The sequence below is a fragment of the Jatrophihabitans sp. GAS493 genome (assembly GCF_900230215.1).
Lineage (GTDB): Bacteria > Actinomycetota > Actinomycetes > Mycobacteriales > Jatrophihabitantaceae > MT45.
Genome location: NZ_LT907982.1, coordinates 121648 through 140308 on the forward strand (window position 1 = coordinate 121648; position 18661 = coordinate 140308).

General features: G+C 68.2%; 18 protein-coding genes. 5 read left to right on the forward strand and 13 right to left on the reverse strand.

The annotated features are described in order from the left end of the window. Positions 1–18: 18 nt before the first annotated feature. The 4 genes from CPH63_RS23465 to rplM form a co-directional block, all read right to left on the reverse strand. On the reverse strand, positions 19–861 hold the full coding sequence (locus tag CPH63_RS23465) for a hypothetical protein (protein ID WP_157749175.1): 843 nt from the start codon (positions 859–861) through the stop codon (positions 19–21). 91 nt (positions 862–952) lie between these two features. Next, entirely contained in the window at positions 953–2293 is a 1341-nt protein-coding gene (glmM, locus tag CPH63_RS00520; protein ID WP_096301092.1) for a phosphoglucosamine mutase, read from the reverse strand. 10 nt (positions 2294–2303) lie between these two features. After that, on the reverse strand, positions 2304–2699 hold the full coding sequence (gene rpsI, locus CPH63_RS00525; RefSeq protein WP_091354334.1) for a 30S ribosomal protein S9: 396 nt from the start codon (positions 2697–2699) through the stop codon (positions 2304–2306). Between the two features lie 19 nt (positions 2700–2718). Continuing rightward, positions 2719–3159: a 50S ribosomal protein L13 gene (gene rplM, locus CPH63_RS00530; RefSeq protein WP_096304851.1), complete on the reverse strand. Its 441-nt coding sequence runs from the start codon at positions 3157–3159 to the stop codon at positions 2719–2721. A gap of 330 nt (positions 3160–3489) precedes the next feature. Between rplM and CPH63_RS00535 the strand changes: the two genes are divergently transcribed. Then, on the forward strand, positions 3490–3951 hold the full coding sequence (locus tag CPH63_RS00535; RefSeq protein ID WP_157749177.1) for an SRPBCC family protein: 462 nt from the start codon (positions 3490–3492) through the stop codon (positions 3949–3951). A gap of 101 nt (positions 3952–4052) precedes the next feature. Here the strand turns inward: CPH63_RS00535 and CPH63_RS00540 are convergent, their stop codons facing one another. Further along, positions 4053–5672, reverse strand: coding sequence for an ABC-F family ATP-binding cassette domain-containing protein (locus CPH63_RS00540; RefSeq protein WP_096301094.1), 1620 nt, complete (start codon positions 5670–5672; stop codon positions 4053–4055). Positions 5673–5779: 107 nt separating this feature from the next. After that, entirely contained in the window at positions 5780–6160 is a 381-nt protein-coding gene (locus CPH63_RS00545; RefSeq protein ID WP_096301095.1) for a DUF952 domain-containing protein, read from the reverse strand. A gap of 41 nt (positions 6161–6201) precedes the next feature. Between CPH63_RS00545 and CPH63_RS00550 the strand changes: the two genes are divergently transcribed. After that, entirely contained in the window at positions 6202–6759 is a 558-nt protein-coding gene (locus CPH63_RS00550) for an NUDIX domain-containing protein (protein WP_096301096.1), read from the forward strand. Between the two features lie 12 nt (positions 6760–6771). Here CPH63_RS00550 and CPH63_RS00555 read toward each other — a convergent pair whose 3' ends face one another. The 7 genes from CPH63_RS00555 to pdxH form a co-directional block, all read right to left on the reverse strand. Beyond that, positions 6772–7413 carry an MBL fold metallo-hydrolase gene (locus CPH63_RS00555; protein WP_096301097.1) on the reverse strand — a complete coding sequence of 214 codons (642 nt, stop codon included), beginning with the start codon at positions 7411–7413 and terminating at the stop codon, positions 6772–6774. A gap of 55 nt (positions 7414–7468) precedes the next feature. Next, positions 7469–8641 carry an ABC transporter permease gene (locus tag CPH63_RS00560; RefSeq protein WP_157749178.1) on the reverse strand — a complete coding sequence of 391 codons (1173 nt, stop codon included), beginning with the start codon at positions 8639–8641 and terminating at the stop codon, positions 7469–7471. Beyond that, the gene (locus tag CPH63_RS00565) at positions 8638–9531 is read right to left on the reverse strand and encodes an ABC transporter ATP-binding protein (RefSeq protein WP_096301099.1); all 894 of its coding nucleotides are present in this window, start codon (positions 9529–9531) and stop codon (positions 8638–8640) included. The genes CPH63_RS00560 and CPH63_RS00565 overlap by 4 nt, the downstream gene beginning before the upstream one ends. Positions 9532–9542: 11 nt before the next feature. After that, positions 9543–10442, reverse strand: coding sequence for an aldose 1-epimerase family protein (locus CPH63_RS00570; protein WP_096301100.1), 900 nt, complete (start codon positions 10440–10442; stop codon positions 9543–9545). Positions 10443–10526: 84 nt separating this feature from the next. Then, positions 10527–12857 (reverse strand): hypothetical protein, encoded by a 2331-nt coding sequence (locus CPH63_RS00575; protein ID WP_157749179.1) that lies wholly within the window; start codon positions 12855–12857, stop codon positions 10527–10529. Positions 12858–12976: 119 nt separating this feature from the next. After that, a complete protein-coding gene (locus CPH63_RS00580) occupies positions 12977–14266 on the reverse strand; it encodes an MFS transporter (RefSeq protein ID WP_206745624.1) in 1290 nt (429 codons plus the stop codon). Next, a complete protein-coding gene (gene pdxH / locus CPH63_RS00585) occupies positions 14263–14907 on the reverse strand; it encodes a pyridoxamine 5'-phosphate oxidase (RefSeq protein WP_172892128.1) in 645 nt (214 codons plus the stop codon). The genes CPH63_RS00580 and pdxH overlap by 4 nt, the downstream gene beginning before the upstream one ends. A 117-nt stretch (positions 14908–15024) precedes the next feature. On the opposite strand from pdxH, the gene CPH63_RS00590 reads away from it, so the two are divergent. The 3 genes from CPH63_RS00590 (at position 15025) to sepH (ending at position 18555) form a co-directional block, all read left to right on the forward strand. Continuing rightward, complete coding sequence (locus CPH63_RS00590) at positions 15025–16131, forward strand: citrate synthase 2 (RefSeq protein ID WP_096301104.1); 1107 nt, start codon at positions 15025–15027, stop codon at positions 16129–16131. Between the two features lie 30 nt (positions 16132–16161). Beyond that, positions 16162–17271: a phosphoserine transaminase gene (serC, locus tag CPH63_RS00595; protein ID WP_096301105.1), complete on the forward strand. Its 1110-nt coding sequence runs from the start codon at positions 16162–16164 to the stop codon at positions 17269–17271. A gap of 63 nt (positions 17272–17334) precedes the next feature. Continuing rightward, positions 17335–18555 (forward strand): septation protein SepH, encoded by a 1221-nt coding sequence (sepH, locus tag CPH63_RS00600; protein ID WP_096301106.1) that lies wholly within the window; start codon positions 17335–17337, stop codon positions 18553–18555. Positions 18556–18661 lie beyond the last annotated feature (106 nt).

An 18661-nucleotide genomic window follows, 5' to 3' on the forward strand; every position in this document is an offset into this window, starting at 1 on the left:
CGTCCCGGTCGATCGCGGCTACGGGGTGAGCGACGCGGAGCTGTCGCTGGGCGTCGTCGCCGCCGGGGCGGTCGGAGTGGCCACCGGGGCTGGGGTCGGCTCGCTGGTCGGAGTCGGGGCCGGCGTCGGCTTGCTGGTCGGCTCGGGTGTCACCTCGACCGTCGGGGTGGGCGTGGCGGCCGGGGTCGGGTCAGTGGTCGCAGTCGGCGCTGACGGTACTGACGTCGTCGCCGGAGCAGGGGTGGTCTTGGTCGTCGTACCGCCGCTGAGCGACGTCCCGCTGCCATGCTCGCCCTGCACCACTGCGGCCAGCGGTCGGTGGGCGGCGATCTCGAAACCGGTGACGCCGACCATCAGGGCGGCGAAGATGGAGAGCGTCGCGACGGCGGCGTGGCGCCAATCGAGGGTCGAGAAGAAACCGCTCTTCGGCGCCTTGGAGGTCGCGTTCGACCGGGTTGCATCGGACCGGTCGTCGGCCGGGACCGGTACCAGCGCCTGGGTCGGCCGCTCTTCGGCGACGGAGTGGATCGGCGGTATGTCGGTGAGGGTGTAGTCACTGGCCCGGGCGTGCCGGTCGCGGGTGACGGTGATCGGCACGACTTCGCGGACGACCTCGGTGGTGCGGCGCAGGGAGTGGCCGAAGACGGCGTTTCCGGTGACGGTGAGCACGCTGGCCACGGCGGCTCCGACCACGGTGCCCGATATGCCGAGGTAGGAGGCGGCGACGGTGGCCAGCACTGCGGTGATCGCGCTGGCGATGATCTGGGTGGCCGATAGGCCGAGGCGCGATTTCTCGCCGCTTTTTCCGGGTGATTCATGGTCGGACGGCTGGACGGGACGGGGCGTTTCGGTATTCGGCATGACGAGTCCATTGTCCCGAGACCCGATGTGCGTCTCCAGCGACACTCACACGCCTCACAGGTCGAGCGTCGGGCCCCAAAGGTGGCCTGCTTCAGCTGGCGGCGGCGACCACATCGGCGACCCGGTGGGCGATCTGCTCGGCCTGATCCGAGGTCGGCGCCTCGACCATCACCCGTACGAGATTCTCGGTGCCCGACGGTCGCAGCAGAATCCGGCCCAGGTCGCCGAGCTCGCCGTCAGCCTCGGCGACGGCGGCCGAAACCGTGGCGGAGGCAGCCACGGCGGCCTTCTCCCCCACCGGAACGTTCAACAAAACCTGGGGCAATCGCTGCACGACCGCCGCCAGCTCGGCCAGCGGCGAGTTGGTGCGGGCCATCGCGGCCATCACGTGCAGCGCAGTCAGCAGCCCGTCGCCGGTGGTGGCGGCGTCGGTGAAGACGACATGCCCGCTCTGCTCACCGCCGAGGTTCAAGCCTCGTTCGCGCAGCGCCTCGAGTACGTACCGGTCCCCGACCGCAGTGGTGACGACTTCGATACCCGCGTCGCGCATCGCGTGGTGGAAGCCGAGGTTGCTCATCACCGTCGCCACCACGGTGTTCTCGACCAGGGTTCCGCCGTCGCGCATCGCAGTGGCGCAGAGGGCCAGGATCTGGTCGCCGTCGACGATCTCACCGTCGGCGTCCACCGCCAGGCAGCGGTCGGCGTCACCGTCGTGGGCGATCCCCAGATCGGCTCCGGCCGCGACAACCTGCTTGGCCAGCGCCTCGATGTGGGTCGACCCGACACCGTCGTTGATATTGAGGCCGTCGGGTGCAGCGGCCACCACCGTGACTGTGGCGCCGGCCCGTCGATACACCTCGGGGGCGACCGTCGACGCTGCGCCGTGGGCGCAGTCGACCAGCACGTGCAGACCGGCCAAGGACTCCGGAACGGCCTTGAGAAGATGGGCGATGTACTGCTCACCGGCGTCCGGAACGTCACGAACGCGACCGACTCCTGAGCCGGTGGGACGACCGGTCGGCTCGCCGGCCAGGGCCAGCTCTTCGATCTCGACTTCGAGATCGTCCGGGAGCTTGTGGCCACCCCGGGCGAAGAGCTTGATGCCGTTGTCGGGCATCGGATTGTGGCTGGCCGAGAGGACGACGCCGAGATCGGCGTTGAAGAGACCGGTGAGGAAGGCGACGGCCGGGGTCGGCAGCACGCCGACCCGCAGCACATCGGCGCCGGCACTGGCCAGACCGGCCACCACGGCGGCTTCGAGCATCTCGCCGCTCGCGCGCGGGTCACGACCGATGACCGCCACCGGTCGGTGGGTCGGGTCGTGTCCGATGAGTACCCGCGCCGCCGCACCTGACACCGCGAGCGCGAGCTCGGGTGTCAGGTCGGCGTTGGCGCGACCGCGTACCCCATCTGTGCCGAATAACCGGCCCATCGATGAGGGATTAACGCTTGGAGTACTGAGGAGCCTTACGGGCCTTCTTCAGACCGTACTTCTTACGCTCCTTGACCCGCGGGTCACGAGTGAGGAAGCCGGCCTTCTTCAGGGCCGGACGGTCGTCGGGCTCGATGTTGATGAGCGCCCGGGCGATGCCGAGGCGAAGCGCACCGGCCTGGCCGGTGATGCCGCCGCCGGAGAGGATCGCGATGACGTCGTACTGACCGTCGCGCTCGAGGGTCACGAACGGCTCACGGATGAGCTGCTGGTGAACCTTGTTCGGGAAGTACTCGGCCAGCGTGCGGCCATTGAGCTTGAACTCGCCCGTTCCGGCTACGAGGCGGACGCGGACAATGGCCTCTTTACGACGGCCAACGGTGGGTGCATAAGCTGCTTTAGTCACTGAAAGTCTCCTATCGCGCTTACTGCGCGACCTGCTTGATCTCGAACGGCTCGGGCTTCTGGGCGGCGTGCGGGTGCTCCGGGCCTGCGTAGACCTTGAGCTTCTTCAGCTGGGCGCGGCCCAGCGTGTTCTTCGGGAGCATGCCCTTGACAGCCAGTTCGACGACGCGCTCGGGCTTGGTCTCGAGCAGCTCACCGACGGTGCGCTTGGAGAGACCACCCGGGAAGCCGGAGTGGCGGTAACGGAACTCGCCGAGCTTGGAGCCGGTGACGGCAACCTTCTCCGCGTTGATGATGACGACGAAGTCGCCGGTGTCGACGTGCGGCGCGAAGGTCGGCTTGTGCTTGCCTCGCAGCAGTGTCGCGGCCTGGGACGCCAGACGTCCGAGGACGATGTCATTGGCGTCGATGACGTGCCAGCGGCGGGTGATCTCGCCGGGCTTTGGGCTGTAAGTTGCCACTTTGCTCATTCTCTCTAGTCGGTCTTCACGACGCTGGTTGCGCCGCCCCCACGGTCGTCTCCGCCTCGTGGCGGTTCGGACCCCAGGACATGGCCGTGCGTGTGCTGTCCAGTGGACGCACACCAGCCGATGACTCTACCTGGGCGCCTGGCGTCCGGCCAAATCGTCGGTTGCCAGCGTTCCCGGCCCGTCCCCCGGCTCTTCACCCGGAATTGCCGGTTTCACCGCCCAGATCGGCAATTCCGCGCGAAAGGCGGCTGGGCGGCGGCGGGCGGAATTCCCACCGCAGGAGGATTCCCCGACGGCACCGCGACTGCGATGATGTCGCCCATGGCCGACCTCAGCGAGAGCATCGACATCACCTGCAGCCCCGCCCAGATCTACGGAATGGTCTCCGACCTGCCCCGGATGGGTGAGTGGAGTCCGGAGAACCGGGGTGCCCGCTGGTTCGGACGACCGGCCGGACCGGCGGTGGGAGCGAAGTTCGTCGGCGTGAACCGCTTCAAGTGGCTGGTCTGGCCGACCAATGGCCGGGTCACCGTGGCCGACCCCGGCAGCGCCTTCTGCTTCGAGGTGGTGGCGGGCCCGCTGCCGGTCGCGCGCTGGGAGTACCTCATCACGGCCACCCCCGACGGCTGCACGGTCACCGAGTCCTGGACCGACCGGCGCCCCAACTGGATGCTCAAGCCGATGAACCGGATCTTCGGCGCGCCGCGGGAGACGCTCAATACCACCGGCATCAAGATCACGCTGGCCAATCTGAAGCAGGCGGCCGAACACACGTCGGTCTGAGATCGGGCCCGGTCGAGGTCCGTCACAACCCGCTCGCGGGGAGTTTTTTGCCCGGATTCCGGGAAGAAAACTCCCCACAAGGTGGACATTGGCCGTGCCAACTAGCGGGCCCGGGCGACGCGACCCTCGTCGAAGACCGGCTCGGCCGACTCGTAGACGATCCCGTCCGCCCCGAAGACCAGGAAGCGGTCGAAGGATCGGGCGAACCAGCGGTCGTGGGTGACCGTGACGACGGTTCCGTCGAAGGCGTCGAGGGCCTCCTCCAGTGCCTCGGAGCTCAGCACGTCCAGGTTGTCGGTGGGCTCGTCGAGCAGCAGCAGCGTCGCACCGGAGAGCTCGAGGAGCAGGATCTGGAAGCGGGCCTGCTGCCCACCGGAGAGCGAGCCAAAGTTCTGATCACCCTGCTGCTGCAGGGCATAGCGGCGCAGGGCCGCCATCGCTCGTCCCCGGTCGACGCCGCTGCGACCCTCCTCGCCATGCCAGAGCAGGTCGACGAGGGTGCGCTTCATCCACTCCGGGTGGGCATGCGTCTGGGCGAAGAGGCCGGCCACCACGCGGGAGCCGAGGCGGAACTCGCCGGTGTGCGCGACCTCGGCGCCGCCGAGCATCCGCAGGAAGTGCGACTTCCCGGCACCGTTGGCCCCGAGGACGGCCAGCCGCTCTCCGTAGTAGATCTCGAGGTCGAACGGCTTCATCAGGCCGGTGAGTTCCAGCTTCTCGCAGATGACGGCCCGCACTGCGGTGCGACCACCGCGCAGCCGCATATTCACCTGCTCGTCCTCGGGCTTCTCCGGCGGCGGCCCCTCCGCCTCGTAGCGGGCGAGGCGAGCGGCCTGCACCCGGTACTTCTGGGCCATTACTTCCGAGATTCGCGCCTGGATCTGCAGGGTTAGCACCAGTGCCTTCAGACGGGCGTGCTCCTCATCCCAGCGACGGCGCACCTCGGCCATCCGCTCGTGTTTCGCGCTGCGAGCCTCGTGATAGGAGTTGAAGCCACCGCCGTGGACCCAGACCGTGCCGCCCTCGACCGTCACGATCCGGTCGGCGACCCGGTTCAGCAGTTCGCGGTCGTGGCTGATGAACAGGATCGTCTTGCGGGTCTCCAGCAGCCTGTCCTCCAGCCACATCTTTCCCGGCACGTCGAGGTAGTTGTCCGGCTCATCGAGCAGCAGCACCTCATCCGGGCCGCGCAGCAGCGCCTCCAGCGCCAAGCGCTTCTGCTCCCCGCCGGAGAGGGTGTTCAGCTGCCGGTACTTGCAGCCGTCGTAGCTGATGCCCATCGCCGCCACGGTGACCGTGTCCCAGAGGACCTCGGCGTCATACCCACCGGCGTCGCCCCAGGAGGCGAGGGCGTGCGCGTACTTCAGCTGGGTCGCCTCGTCGTCGGTCTCCATCAGGGCCAGTTCGGCGGCCTGCAGTTCATCCCAGGCGACGCCGACCGGCGGCGGGGCGAGGCGAACCAGAAAGTCCTGGACGGTGGTCTCGTCGCGGACCGATCCGACGAACTGCCGCATCACGCCGAGCCCGCCCGAGCGCACGATCGCCCCGGCCTGGGCGTCCAGATCGCCGCAGATCAGGCGGAGCAGGGTGGTCTTTCCGGCGCCGTTCGCGCCGACCAGCGCGGCCCGGGCTCCGTCGCCGATGCGGAAGGAGACATCCTCCAGCAGCAGCCGGCCGTCGGGAAGCGCGTGCTGCAGTCCGGAGACGTCGATATAACCCACTGCGCAATTCTGGCACGGTCAGACGAGCCAATTCGCCGCGTCGGCCGCGTCGCTGCGCGAATTTGAGCGGTTGCGCCGCTACCCGGGTCTGGGCGGCTGCGAACGTCTCAGGCGACGTCGAGACCGCTGAGGTCAGGGAGGAGGAGGGTGCCGTCGGCGTCGCGGCCCACCTCCAACTGCGCGACCACCGCCGCGACCGGGATCGGACCGTAGATATGCGGGAAGGGATCGGCCGAACCCTCGACCGCGTCCCAGCGCAGCGGGGCGCCGGCCGCCTCGCAGAGGTCGGGCTCGACAACCAGGAGCAGTTGGGTACTCAGATCGACGTCGGCGTAGTACCTCGAGGCGACGCCCGGCACCTGAGCCGCCGTCGACATGTGCATGAAGCCGACGTCGGCCAGCGAGGCGTCGCGGGTGGACTCGGAGTACTCGCCGGTGCGTAGCGCCTCTTCCCAAGCCGAGCGAGACGCGAGATGCAGAATTCTCATGCCTACAGTCTGCGCGAGCGCCGGCAGGACACAATGAGCGGATGCGAAAGATCGAGCAGGTCAGCACCCGGATCGCCCATCAGACGCCCTGGATGACCGTTCGAGCCGACGAGGTGCGCTTCCCGGACGGCTCGACCGGGACGTACTCGGTGCTGGAGAAGCGCGACTTCGCCCTGGTGATCGCCGAATCGCAGGAGGGGTACTGGCTGGTGGAGCAGTTCCGCTACCCCATCGGGCGACGGGTCTGGGAGTTCCCCCAGGGCGGCTGGGGCGCCGGGAAGGACGGCAGCAAGGAGGAGCTTGCGGCCAGCGAGCTCGAGGAGGAGACCGGCATTCTGGCCGGCGGATGGGCGCATCTGGGCCACCTCTATGCCGCCTACGGCTACAGCAACCAGGGTTTCGACGTCTTCCACGCGACCAACCTGACGATGGGTGAGCCGAAGCGCGAGGCCAGCGAGCAGGACATGGTGCACGGTTGGTTCTCCGACGTGGAGGTGCGGGCGATGATGGCCCGCGGCGAGTTCGTCGACTCGCACAGCATCGCCGCGCTTGCCCTACTGGATCAGGCGAAACTGCGTCAGGCCCAGACCCGACGCTGACCGGCTGACTGACTACAAGGTGAGCGTCTCGCGGGGCGCCAGATGCCGATAGCTGGAGCCGTGCTCGGCGCCGATTCGCGTCACGTGCCCCTCGACGACACCGAGGCCCAGTTCATTGAGCAGGCCGTCGTGCACCTGGAAAGCCTGCGGGGCCCGGACCGCGATGACGAAGTCGATGACCTCGCTCACCTTCGACCAGGGGGCATGGATCGGCACCAGTAGCGTCTGCACCGGCACAGTTGGTACGGCGAAGGAATCACCTGGATGATAAAGGTGATCGTCGATCAGGTAGCCGACGTTGGAGATCACCGGAATGCTGCTGTGGATCACCGCGTGCTGGCCACCGAACGTCTGTACCGCGAAGCCCGCCGCCTCGAAGTTCTCGCCGACCGCCGCGACGGCGAAGCGCTCCTGCAGCGGGGCGAAGCTATCGGCCAGCGACTGCGGCGCCCAGACCCGAAGGTGCGGATTCTGCTCGGCGGCGCTCAGCACCCGATTCAGGTCGAGGTGGTCGACGTGCTCATGCGTTATCAGCACCGCATCGGCACCGTCGAGCGCTTCATCCAGTTCGGAGAAGGCACCCGGATCGATAACCAACGTGCGGCCGCCGTCGTCGAGGCGGACGCAGGCGTGGGTGTACTTGGTGAACTTCACGGCGATCCCCTTTGCTGATAAGTCATCTCTGACGCTACTCCGGTGCTCGCCGCCTTCAGGCGAGGTCCCCCACCGCCTCGCCCCGCCACGCGCTGCGCAGGGTGAGCTTGTTGCCGGTGTGCAGGATGGAGGCCCGGTAGAGACGCCCGGCCACGACGAGCGCGACTGCGGTCAGGGCGAGCATCAACAACGCCGCTGCCAGCACGTCGGTGATGGGCACACCGCCGCGAGCCAGGCGGGCCGGCATCGCGATCGCCGAGATCGGCGGGATCATCGACAGCACGCGGGCCCAACTGGTGTCTGGATTCGCCGAGACGGCAAAGCTCGCGGCATAGGCGACGAAGAGCAGTCCGGTCACCGGGGTGAGGACGCCGGAGACCTCCTCCTGCCGGGAGACCAGGGACGCCAGGCCGGCGGCGAGAGCGGCGAAGAAAGCGAATCCCAGGGCGAACCAGCCGAAGGCGACCAGCAAGGAAACATAGGCCGATCCGGGCAGTGTCAGCCCACCAGTCCCGATCGACACGCCGAGGGCAACCAGGGCCAGCAGCGCGACCTGGGCCAGCGCCAGGCCACCGATACCGACGAGCTTGCCGGTGAGCAGTTGCACCGGCCGAACGGCCGAGAGGATGAGCTCCACCACGCGACTGGACTTCTCCTCGACCACTCCGATGGCCACCCAGGTGCAGAAGGTGAGGAGTTGGGCGAAGAGGAAGACGACCGCAATCGTCGCCACCACCTGGCGCTGCGTCGTCTCGGCCGAGTTGGTGGCGGTGACCGCGAGCGCCTTCACCTCGAACGCATGCTGGATCTGGATACCGGTGAGACCGGCCGCCGCGAGATTGTCGCGCAGCTGCTGGGCCTGATGGGCTGATTGGATAAGGGTGACTGCTCCCGAGTCACTTGATTTGGCGACGATCCGATCGCCGTTGATCACGGCGGCGTCCCAATCGCCGCTGCGTACCTTGGCCGCCGCCTCGGTGGCGTCGGTCGGGTGCAGCCTGATCGGCTGACCGGCCTGCTTGGCGGCTGCGTCGAGGTACGTGCGCAGCTCCTCACTGCCGCCGACCACGCCGATCTGATACGTCGAGGCAGCGTGACCACCAATGATCTTCGGGGCGGCCGCGCCGAGGGCGATGATGATGACAGCCACGGCCAGCCCGATCCGGAACCCCCGCTGCTGCAGACGGACGATGACCTCGCGACGAGCCACCAGCAGAACGGTCCTCACTGGGCCGCCACCGCCTCTCGGTAGAGCTCGGCCAGTGGTGGCTGCCGCCAACCGAAGTGACTCACCCGTCCGGCGGCCGTCGCCGCGGCGAGTATCCGTTGGTCATCGCCGGTATCGTCCAGTCGCAGACGCAGCCGATCGCCTTGGGTCACCGTCACCGTCACGCCGGTGAGGCCATCGACCCAGGACGAGTCGATTCCCTCCACCTCCACCTCCAACTCCGCCCGCCCGCCGGCCCGACGCAGCTCGTCGAGGGTGCCGGCCGCGACGATCCGCCCCGCCGTGATGATGATGATGCGGTCGCAGAGCCGCTCCACCAGCTCCAGTTGATGGCTGCTGAAGAGCACCCCGACGCCGGTGGCCCGACGCTCGGCCAGCACCTGCTCCATGGTGTCGACGCCGACCGGATCGAGGCCGGAGAAGGGTTCGTCGAGGATGAGCAATTCCGGGTCATGAACGAGGGCGGCGGCGAGCTGGACCCGCTGCTGATTCCCCAGCGAGAGCGACTGCAGCACGGCGTTCGGCTCGGCGACCACGCTGAGCTTCTCGATGATCGATGCCGCCGTGGCGTCGGCGTCCCGACGCGACATGCCGCGCAGTCGACCGAAGTAGCTGACCTGATCGACGATCCGCATCTTCGGATAGAGGCCACGCTGCTCGGGCATGTAGCCGAAGCGCTGCCGGGTTGCGAAGCTCAGCGGCTCGCCACGCCAGTGCACACTGCCTGAGTCGGCGGCCAGTAACCCCATCGCGATCCGCATGGTGGTGGATTTCCCGGCGCCGTTGGCACCGACGAAACCCACCATCTCACCGGGCTGCACGCGCAGCGAGACGCCGCGCAGCGCGGCCACGCTGCCGTAGGACTTGGTCAGGTCGAGGATATCCAGCATCGTGTTCGCCGCTAGCCGATCGGGGTGACTCCCCACGTGCCGGTCCAGTCGGCACCCGGCTCCAGCACGATTAGGCCAGTGCCGGAGTTGAAGGCATCGGCCGGGCAGGTCATCGGCTCGACGGCCACCGCCGGTGAGAAGTGGGCCAACTCCTCGGCGGTGAAGACCTGCAGGAAGCGGAAGGATTCGTCGTACCAGATCTGGGTGGAGCCACTCGGGGTGCTGAGCAGTACCGCACCGCGGCCGTCCACATAGTTGAGCTCACCGAAGGCGTCGTCCAGCCGTTGGCTCTTCAGGGCCCGCGCCCCACGGAAGTCGTATTCGCTGTCGTCGACCTCGGCCTGCCCGACCGGCACCTGCGCCTCGTCGGTGATGATCCGGCTATTGGCCGGGATCTGCAGTACAACCTCGTCCAGCGAGTGGCCGTGCAGCGATAAATAGGGGTGGAATCCGGCACCGAACGGGGCCCGCCCCGTCCCCTCGTTGAAGACCGACGAGGTGACCGTCAGCCCCGCCTCGACATCCACCGAGTAGGTCACGGCGGCTGATATCTCGAAGGGCCAACCGGTCTGCGGAACGATCTTGCAGGCCAGCGTGATGGAGTCCTGCTCCTGCGCGATGGGCGCCCAGCGCGACCAGCGCGCCAGGCCGTGATTGGCATTGTTCTGTGGCCGTTCGGTGACCGGCACCTGGAGCTTCTGCCCCTCGAAGACGTACTCGCCGTTGCGCAGCCGGTTCGGCCAGGGCATGAGCACGGCCCCGTCGCAGCGTGGCGGAAGCTCGTCCGTTGCATAGGGGGCGGTGATGTCGACGCCGCCCCTGGTGAAGCGCCGCAGGCCGGCACCAACCTCGACCACGGTGGCCTCATAGTCGCCCGCGGAGATGGTGAACTGGGTACCCGTCAGTGCCATGGTTGCGACGTTACGTGACGCCGCCGTGAAGTGACATGGCAGGTGGGTGGTCCCTCCGGACCACCCACCGACCACAACTATCCGCTAGTGCACGTACTGCAGGTTGAAGTAGTGATCGACGGCCACTCCGGCCGTATTCACACACTGCAGGTAGGCGTAGGTCGCGGTGCTGCCATGCGCCCAACCGGTCGAGCGGCAGGACGAGCCGTCCGAGCCGTAGCTGGTCACCTGGATGTCTCCACCGCTGGCCAGCTGCCCGGGGATCGTCACCATGTAGTTCCCGGCACTGCTGCGGGTGATGGTGTTGGTCTGACCGGTCGAGTTGTAGGACCAGGCCGCCGCCGGCGTGTAGGAGGCCGCAGAGGGCGAGTTGCCCCAGACGTAGCCGTAGGCGGTGGTCTTGCCGGTCAGTGAGAGATGCGCGGCGTAGCTGGCGGTGAAGTAGGTATCCACCGGAGCACCGGTCGCGGTGTAGCAGCGCACCGTGACGCTCTCGTTGTACGGGCTGGAGGCTGGACCGTACCAACCACCGGAGAGGCAGGAGTAGTTACTCGAGCCGTAGGCGGTCACCTTCACCGTCCCCTGGTTCGTCGACACGACCGGCGAGAGCGCGGCGAAGTTGATCGTGTAATCACCGACCCCGTTGCGGGTGATGGTGTTGGTGAGATTCTGGTTGTTGTACTGGTAGAACGTGCTCGGCGTGTAGCTCGCCGTGGTGGGCTGGTTGGCCCAGACATAGCCGAGTGAGTTGTTCGACAGGTTGGCCGAGCCGACGATGCCGGCCGGGTTTGCGAAGACGACGTCGTAGTAGGAGTCGAGGGCCACACCGGAGTTGCTGAAGCAGTAGACGTTCACCACCTCGCCGCTGCCGGAGTAGTACCAGTTGCCCACCTTGCAGCGGGCGTTGGTCGAGTACCCGGTGACATCGACGGTGCCACCACTGGCCAGCCGTCCGAAGGTCACCGTGTAGCTGCCGACGCCATTGCGGCGAATCGAGTTGGCGCCGCCGTAGGAGTTGTAGGAGTAGGTGGTGCTGGGCGTGTAGCTCGCCGTGCTGGGCTGGTCGGCCCAGACGTAGCCGTAGCTGTCCCGCGGTGCGGTGTACGGCGTGCCGACACCGGTCGGTCCGTCGTAGCCGTAGCCGGCTGTGCAGAGGTAGGAGCCACCGCAGGAGCCATTGCTGCCGGAGAGGACATCGTTGATCCCGTACCCGTTCTGCATGCGGTAGAAACCCTGCGCGCCCTTCGCGGTGCGGAAGTCAGCGTTGGCCTCGGCCGAGATGGCCGCGATGATCGGCGCTGAGACGCTGGTGCCACCACTGGTGATCCATCCGCTGTGGCCGTAGCTGCTGTACATGGCGACCGGAGTGGCCGGGTCGGCGACCGCGGAGACGTCGGCGACGGTGCGCTTGGCGCAGCCGCTGTCGGTCTGCCACTTCGGCTTGGCCTCATACAGCGAGCAGCCGCTGCCGGCGCCGCTCCAGGCGGTCTCGCTCCAGCCGCGAGTCGAGCCGTCCGTCACGAGCTTGGTGCCACCGACGGCGACGACCAGCGGGGCGGCCGACGGGTAGGAGACGCCGTAGCCGTAGTCACCGGTCGATGCCGTGGTGACGATTCCGGGGTGGCTGTAGGAGGCGTTGTAGGCCGTCTCACCGCTGCTCTGGGAGGCGCCGTAGCTATTGCTGATGGCCACCACACCGGGCAGGCCGGCCGCCATGTTGGCGGCGGCGGCGAGGTTGGCACTCGAGTTGTTGTTCGCCTCGACCAGCACGATGTTGCAGAGCGGGCAGACGGCCGAGACCATGTCCACGTCGAGCGCGATCTCGGTGGCCCAGCCGACGTTGGCCGCCGGTAGCGGCGAGGTGGCGCCGCTCTGGTTGAGGATCTTGAAGCAGCCACTGGCCACCGTGCAGGCCGGCAGGCCGTAGGCGGCGCGGTAGGTGTTCAGGTTCGAGGCGATCGTCGGGTGGCTGTAGGCGTCGATGATCGCGACGGTGAGACCCTTTCCGTTGGCGGTGGCCAGCCGGTAGGCCGAGGCGAGGTCAACCGGGCCCCAACCGAGTGGGATCGCGGGTGTCGCAGTGCCGGCGGCCGGGGTCACGATCTTGCTGAAACACTTGGCATACCCGGCGTTCGCCGTCGCACAGGAGTCCTTGGTTGTGAAGTTGGTGAGCGGCTTGGCCAATCCCGGATGTGGGTCGGGCAGCGGGGCGACCGGGGCCGTGGCCGTGGTGTCGCCGAGTTGCTTGCCGGTGGTCGGCGGGCTGAGCTTCACCGCCCCCGGCGCCGGAGCCGGGGTCGGAGTGGCGGCGGATGCGGTAACGGCGGCTGCGCTGAGCAGGCCGGCCGTCAGTGCGGCTACCAGGAGCGCCACTGCGCCCCGGGCCGCTATTCGTCGTGTGGCTATTGGCTTCATGAATGAGATCCCCAGAGATGATGACTGCGGGCTATCCGCAGGTCCACCAGTGAAGACACATTCCGCTCACATCTGATACCTATGTGTGATGCCGATTGTGTGATGCCGACGTGCTTCCGTCAGGTCGAAACGCCTACGACCTCTTCGTCGCGGCCCGCCTCGACGGCATCGGTGCGGTAGTTCCAGAACGGCCGCACCATCACCCCGGCGATGAGCACCACCACGATGCAGGCGATTCCGCCGGCCACCCAGGAGAAGGTGGCCGAGGTGAAGGATGCGGTGGCCCCGGCGCGCAGGTCACCTAGGCGCGGCCCGCCGGCCACCACCGCGATGAAGACGCCCTGCATGCGTCCACGCATCTCGTCCGGGGCATAGGTCTGCAGGATCGTCTGCCGGTAAACCGCACTCACCAGGTCGGCCGCGCCGGCCACGGCCAGCAGAATGACGACCAGCCAGAGTTGGTGAGCCAACCCGGAGAGCGCGACGGCCGCACCCCAGGCCACGATGGCGAAGGTGAGGGCGCGACCCTGTCGCCGTACCCGCCCGATCCACCCGCTGGAGAGTCCGGCGACCACCGCCCCGATGGCGATGGCCGCATAGAGCGGGCCGACCGAACCACCGAAGCGCTCCGCCGCCACCTCCGGGTACAGGGAGCGCGGCATGGCCAGCACCATCGCCACGATGTCGACGCCGAAGGACATCACCAGCACCGGGTTCGAGCCGATGAAGCGCAGGCCGTCGATGACCGAGCGGAGTCCGGCCTTCTGGGCCTGCCCGTCCGGCGGCAACGACGGTAGCCGCAGCGCCGAGTAGAGCGCGGCCAGGAAGAGGAGCGCGTCGATACCGTAGGCGTACTCGAAGCCGTGGTTGAGCGAGACCAGGAGCCCGGCGATGAGCGGCCCGGCCACCATCCCGAAGTTGCCGACGGTGAAGTTAAGAGTGTTAGCCGCTGGCACCAGCTCCGGCTCGACGATTCGCGGAATGATCGCCCCACGGGCCGATGACGCGATCGCGAAGACGCCTGACTGCACCGCGACCAGCACCAGAATCACCGGAACGCTACGGAGATTAGCCAGAGTCTGCAGCAGAAGCAGGATGGTCACCAGCCAGGTGCCGATCGAGGACCAGAGGTACAGCTTGGCCCGATCCATCGAGTCGGCGATGGCCCCTCCGTAGAGACCGAAGAAGACGATCGGCAGTAGCCCGACGAGGCCGACCATGCCGACCATCAACGACGACTTCGAGATCGAGTAGACCTGCACCGGGACCGCGACCTGGGTGAGCATCGAACCGATGAAGGCGGTGCCCTGTCCGACCAGCAGTCGCTTGTAATAGACGTTCTTCAGTGGTCGGGTATCGACGGCGTGGTGCAGAAAGCGCGCCTTGAGGCTTGAAGCGGAGTAGCTCACGGGGCCAGCCGTTCGATGACCCAACCCGAGGCATTCCGGCGGTAGCGAATCCGATCGTGCAGCCGGTCGGCCCGTCCCTGCCAGAATTCGACCGCTTCGGGCGCGATCCGATACCCGCCCCAGTTCGGCGGTGGCGGCACCGGATCGTCATCGCCGAAGCGGGCCCGCACCACCTGCACCGCCTCCTCCAGCTCCAACCGGGAGGAGACCACCGAGGACTGCGGGGAGGCCCAGGCACCGAGCTGCGAGCCGCGTGGACGGGACGCGAAGTAGGTCGCGGTCTCCTCCCGGCTGACCAGTGTCACCGGGCCGCTGAAGCGGACCTGCCGCTCCTGCGGTAACCAGGCGAAGACGACGGCGGCATACGGCGCGGCCTCCAGATCCAGGCCCTTGGCCGAGTCGTGGTTGCTGTAGAAGACCAGCCCGGAATTGTCGAAACCCTTGAGTAGAACGGTCCGCACGGAGGGGTGTCCGGCCCGGTCGACGGTGGCCAGCTGCATCGCGTTGGGCTCACTCACCGCATCATCGGCGACGGCGGCGTCGAACCACACCCGGAACTGCGAGAGCCAGTCGGCGCTCACCGCCGATTCGCTGAGCTCGCCCCGGATATACGCCCGGCGCATGCCAGCTGGATCAGTCACTGCACCAATCTTTCCACCTCGCTGCAACTCGAAATCGCACTGTGGGCACAATGGGCAGAAGCGCGGGTGTAACCCACCCGCAATAGACGGCACCTTTCCCGATCGGAGACAGAGTCGATGAGTAGCGATTACAGCCCGGGTCTCGAGGGCGTCATTGCCTTCGAGACCGAGATTGCCGAGCCGGACCGCGACGGAGGCGCGCTGCGCTACCGCGGCGTCGACATCGAGGATCTCGTCGGTTCGGTCACCTTCGGAAACGTCTGGGCCCTCCTGGTGGACGGCAAGTTCGGGCCCGGCCTCCCGCCGGCCGAGCCCTTCCCGATCCCGGTTCACACCGGCGACGTCCGCGTCGACGTGCAGGCTGCCCTGGCCATGCTCTCGCCGATCTGGGGCTACCGCCCGCTGCTGGACATCACCGACGAAGAGGCCCGCGAGCAGGCCGCCCGAGCCTCGATCATGGCACTGAGCTACATGGCCCAGTCGGCCCGCGGCATCAGCGCCCCGGCCGTGCCACAGTCACGCATCGACAAGTCGCGCACCATCGTCGAGCGGTTCATGACGCGCTGGCGCGGCGAGCCCGACCCGGCCCACGTAAAGGCGGTTGACGCCTACTTCGTCTCCGCCGCCGAGCACGGCATGAACGCCTCCACATTCACCGCCCGCGTCATCGCCTCCACCGGCGCCGACGTGGCGGCCGCCATCTCCGGAGCGGTCGGCGCGATGAGCGGCCCGCTGCACGGCGGCGCACCGGCCCGTGTCCTGCCGATGGTCAAGGAGGTTGAGGAGAAGGGCGATGCCCGCAAGGTCGTCATCGACATCCTGGACCGTCACGACCGGCTGATGGGCTTCGGACACCGCGTCTACCGGGCCGAGGACCCGCGCGCTCGGGTGCTGCGGCGCACCTGTAAGGAGCTCAACGCGCCACGCTACGACGCCGCCGTCGCCCTGGAGCAGGCCGCACTGGCTGAGCTCAAGGAGCGCCGTCCAGACCGGGCCATCGAGACGAACGTCGAGTTCTGGGCCGCCGTCATCCTCGACTTCGCCGAGGTCCCGCCGCACATGATGCCGGCCATGTTCACCTGTGCCCGCACCGCCGGCTGGTCGGCCCACATCCTGGAGCAGAAGCGCACCGGACGTCTGGTTCGCCCGTCGGCCCGCTACATCGGCCCGGCGCCGCGTAAGCCGTCCGAGGTCGAGGGCTGGACGGACATCGCCACCGTTTAACCACGTGCGCCGGGATGGGATCATGGTGCGGTGAGCGCACTGCAGATCCCTGACTCGCTGAGACCGGTCGACGGCCGGTTCGGCTCCGGACCATCGAAGATTCCGGCGGCGGCGCTGGCCGAGCTGGCCGGCGCCGGCGCCGCGGTCATGGGAACGAGCCACCGCCAGGCCCCGGTGAAGTCGCTGGTCGCCGACGTCAAGCGGGGGCTCGGCGAACTCCTCGGCCTGCCCGAGGGGTATGAGATCGTCCTCGGCAATGGCGGCTCCACCGCATTCTGGGACGCGCTGGCCTTCGGCATCATCGCCGAGCGTTCCCAGCACGTCGTCTGCGGCGAGTTCTCCAAGAAGTTCGCCGCGATCAGTGCCGACGCGCCGTTTCTCGGTACCCCGACGGTGATCAATGCCGACCCCGGCACCGCGGCCGAACCCCAGCTCGAGGCGGGCGTAGACAGCTACGCCTGGCCGCAGAACGAGACCTCCACCGGCGTCGCACTGCCGGTCCAGCGGGTGGCCGGCAGCGACGGGCTGATGCTCATCGATGCCACCTCGGCGGCGGGCGGGATGGAGGTCGACATCAGCCAGACCGACGTCTACTACTTCGCCCCGCAGAAGTCCTTCGCCTCCGACGGCGGCCTCTGGCTGGCGGCCTTCTCCCCCGCCGCGCTGGCCCGCGTCGATGAGATCGCCCGCTCCGACCGCTGGGTGCCACCGTCGCTGGACCTGCAGATCGCCGTCGACAACAGCCGCAAGGATCAGACCTACAACACCCCGGCCCTGGCCACCCTGCTGCTGCTGCGCCACCAGCTCGACTGGCTGCTCGGCCTGGGCGGGCTGTCGGCGGCCGCCGCCCGCGCCGCCGACTCCTCCGGACGTCTCTACCGCTGGGCCGAGGCGTCCAGTTATGCCGCACCGTTCGTCAAGGACCCCGACCTGCGCAGCCCGGTGGTGGCGACGATCGACCTCGACGGGGTGGAGGCCACCGCGGTGAATACGGTGCTTCGGGCCAACGGAATCGTCGACACCGAGCCCTACCGGGGGCTCGGACGCAACCAGCTTCGCATCGGCGTCTATCCGGCCGTCGACCCCGACGACGTCAGCGCGCTCATCAGCTGCGTCGACTACGTGGTCGAGCATCTCTAACCCATCACTTCCGCATCGGCGTGGATACCACGCGCTACCTTGATCTGCTCGTATGGTGCTGGAATGCATGAGTTGCGGTTTGTCGGACCGGGTGACGACAGCGACCACGTGCGTGTGGAGTCGACCGATGGGTTGGACCAGTTCAGCCTGCTGGTGGATGACACTCTGCGCGAGGCGATCAAGCCTGCGCCGCTCAGACCGAACGCGACCTCAGACAGCGACGGGGTCAGCCCCCGCGAGATCCAGGTTCGCGTGCGCGCCGGTGAGGACCCCAACGCGATAGCGGAGGAGGCCGGCATCGATGTGGCCCGCGTCCTGCTCTTCGCTCGCCCGGTGATCGCGGAGCGTTCGCGGGTAACCGACGAGGCTCGCCGGGCCCGCGCCCGCCGCTCCACCCCGGACGGACAGCTGGTGGTCTTCGGCGAGTCGGTCGACGAGCGCTTCGCCGCGCATGGCCTCGACCCGCTGAGCGTCGGCTGGGACTCCCACCGCCGCGAGGACGGGCAGTGGCTGGTCACCGCCACCTGGCGCGGCGGTGACTCCGACCGCTCGGCGCAGTGGGCCTTCACCCTGGCCGGACGTACGGTGACTCCGCTGGATGAGACGGCGGCCGACCTGCTCTCAGATCGCCCCATCCGTCCCGTTGTGCGCGCCGTCCCCGACCTGCCGACGGCCGACGGTGACACCGGGCCGATACCGATGGACGACAGCCTCCTCGATCAGCCGCCGGCCCCCCGCGACGAGGTCTATGACCAGGACGCGGTCGAGCGCTCCATCGCCGACGAGGCGCAGACCCGGGCGACGCCGCCCCGCAACGGCGGCGTGCCGACCGCGGTGACCGGTGGAAAGCCGGCGCGCAGCTCGTCACCCAAGTCCTTCGAACACCGCACCCAGTCCCGCTCGGCGGCCCGTCAGACCAACGGGGCCCCGAAGCTGGCGATGAACTCCGTCGCGGTTCGTGAACCCACGGCTTCGCGCGAGGCTGCTCCCTCGCGCGAGGCCGTGCCCAATGGCCGGGCTGTGCCCAATCGAGAGTCGGCGGTGGCGAATCGCGAGGCGGCCACCGCCCGCGACGCAGTCGCCATCCACGAGCAGCAGACCGAACTCTTCGCCGAACCCCTCCGGCTGGCCGAGCCCCTGCCGCGGTCCGCGGAGCCGGCGTCGGTCGGTGACCGGGACGATGCGGTCATCGCCATCGACGAGTCCGAGGAGCAGAAGGCGGCCCGGGCCCGGATCCCCTCCTGGGACGACATCCTGCTCGGGGTCCGCCGCAAGCGCGACTAGTCCCGCCGGTCCCGATCAGCGGGCAGAGAATTGAGTCGCGCTTTGTCGGTCCCTGGAAGTAGCGTGGATCGACGTGAGTGTTGAAGCAGAATCGGCCCAGAACGAG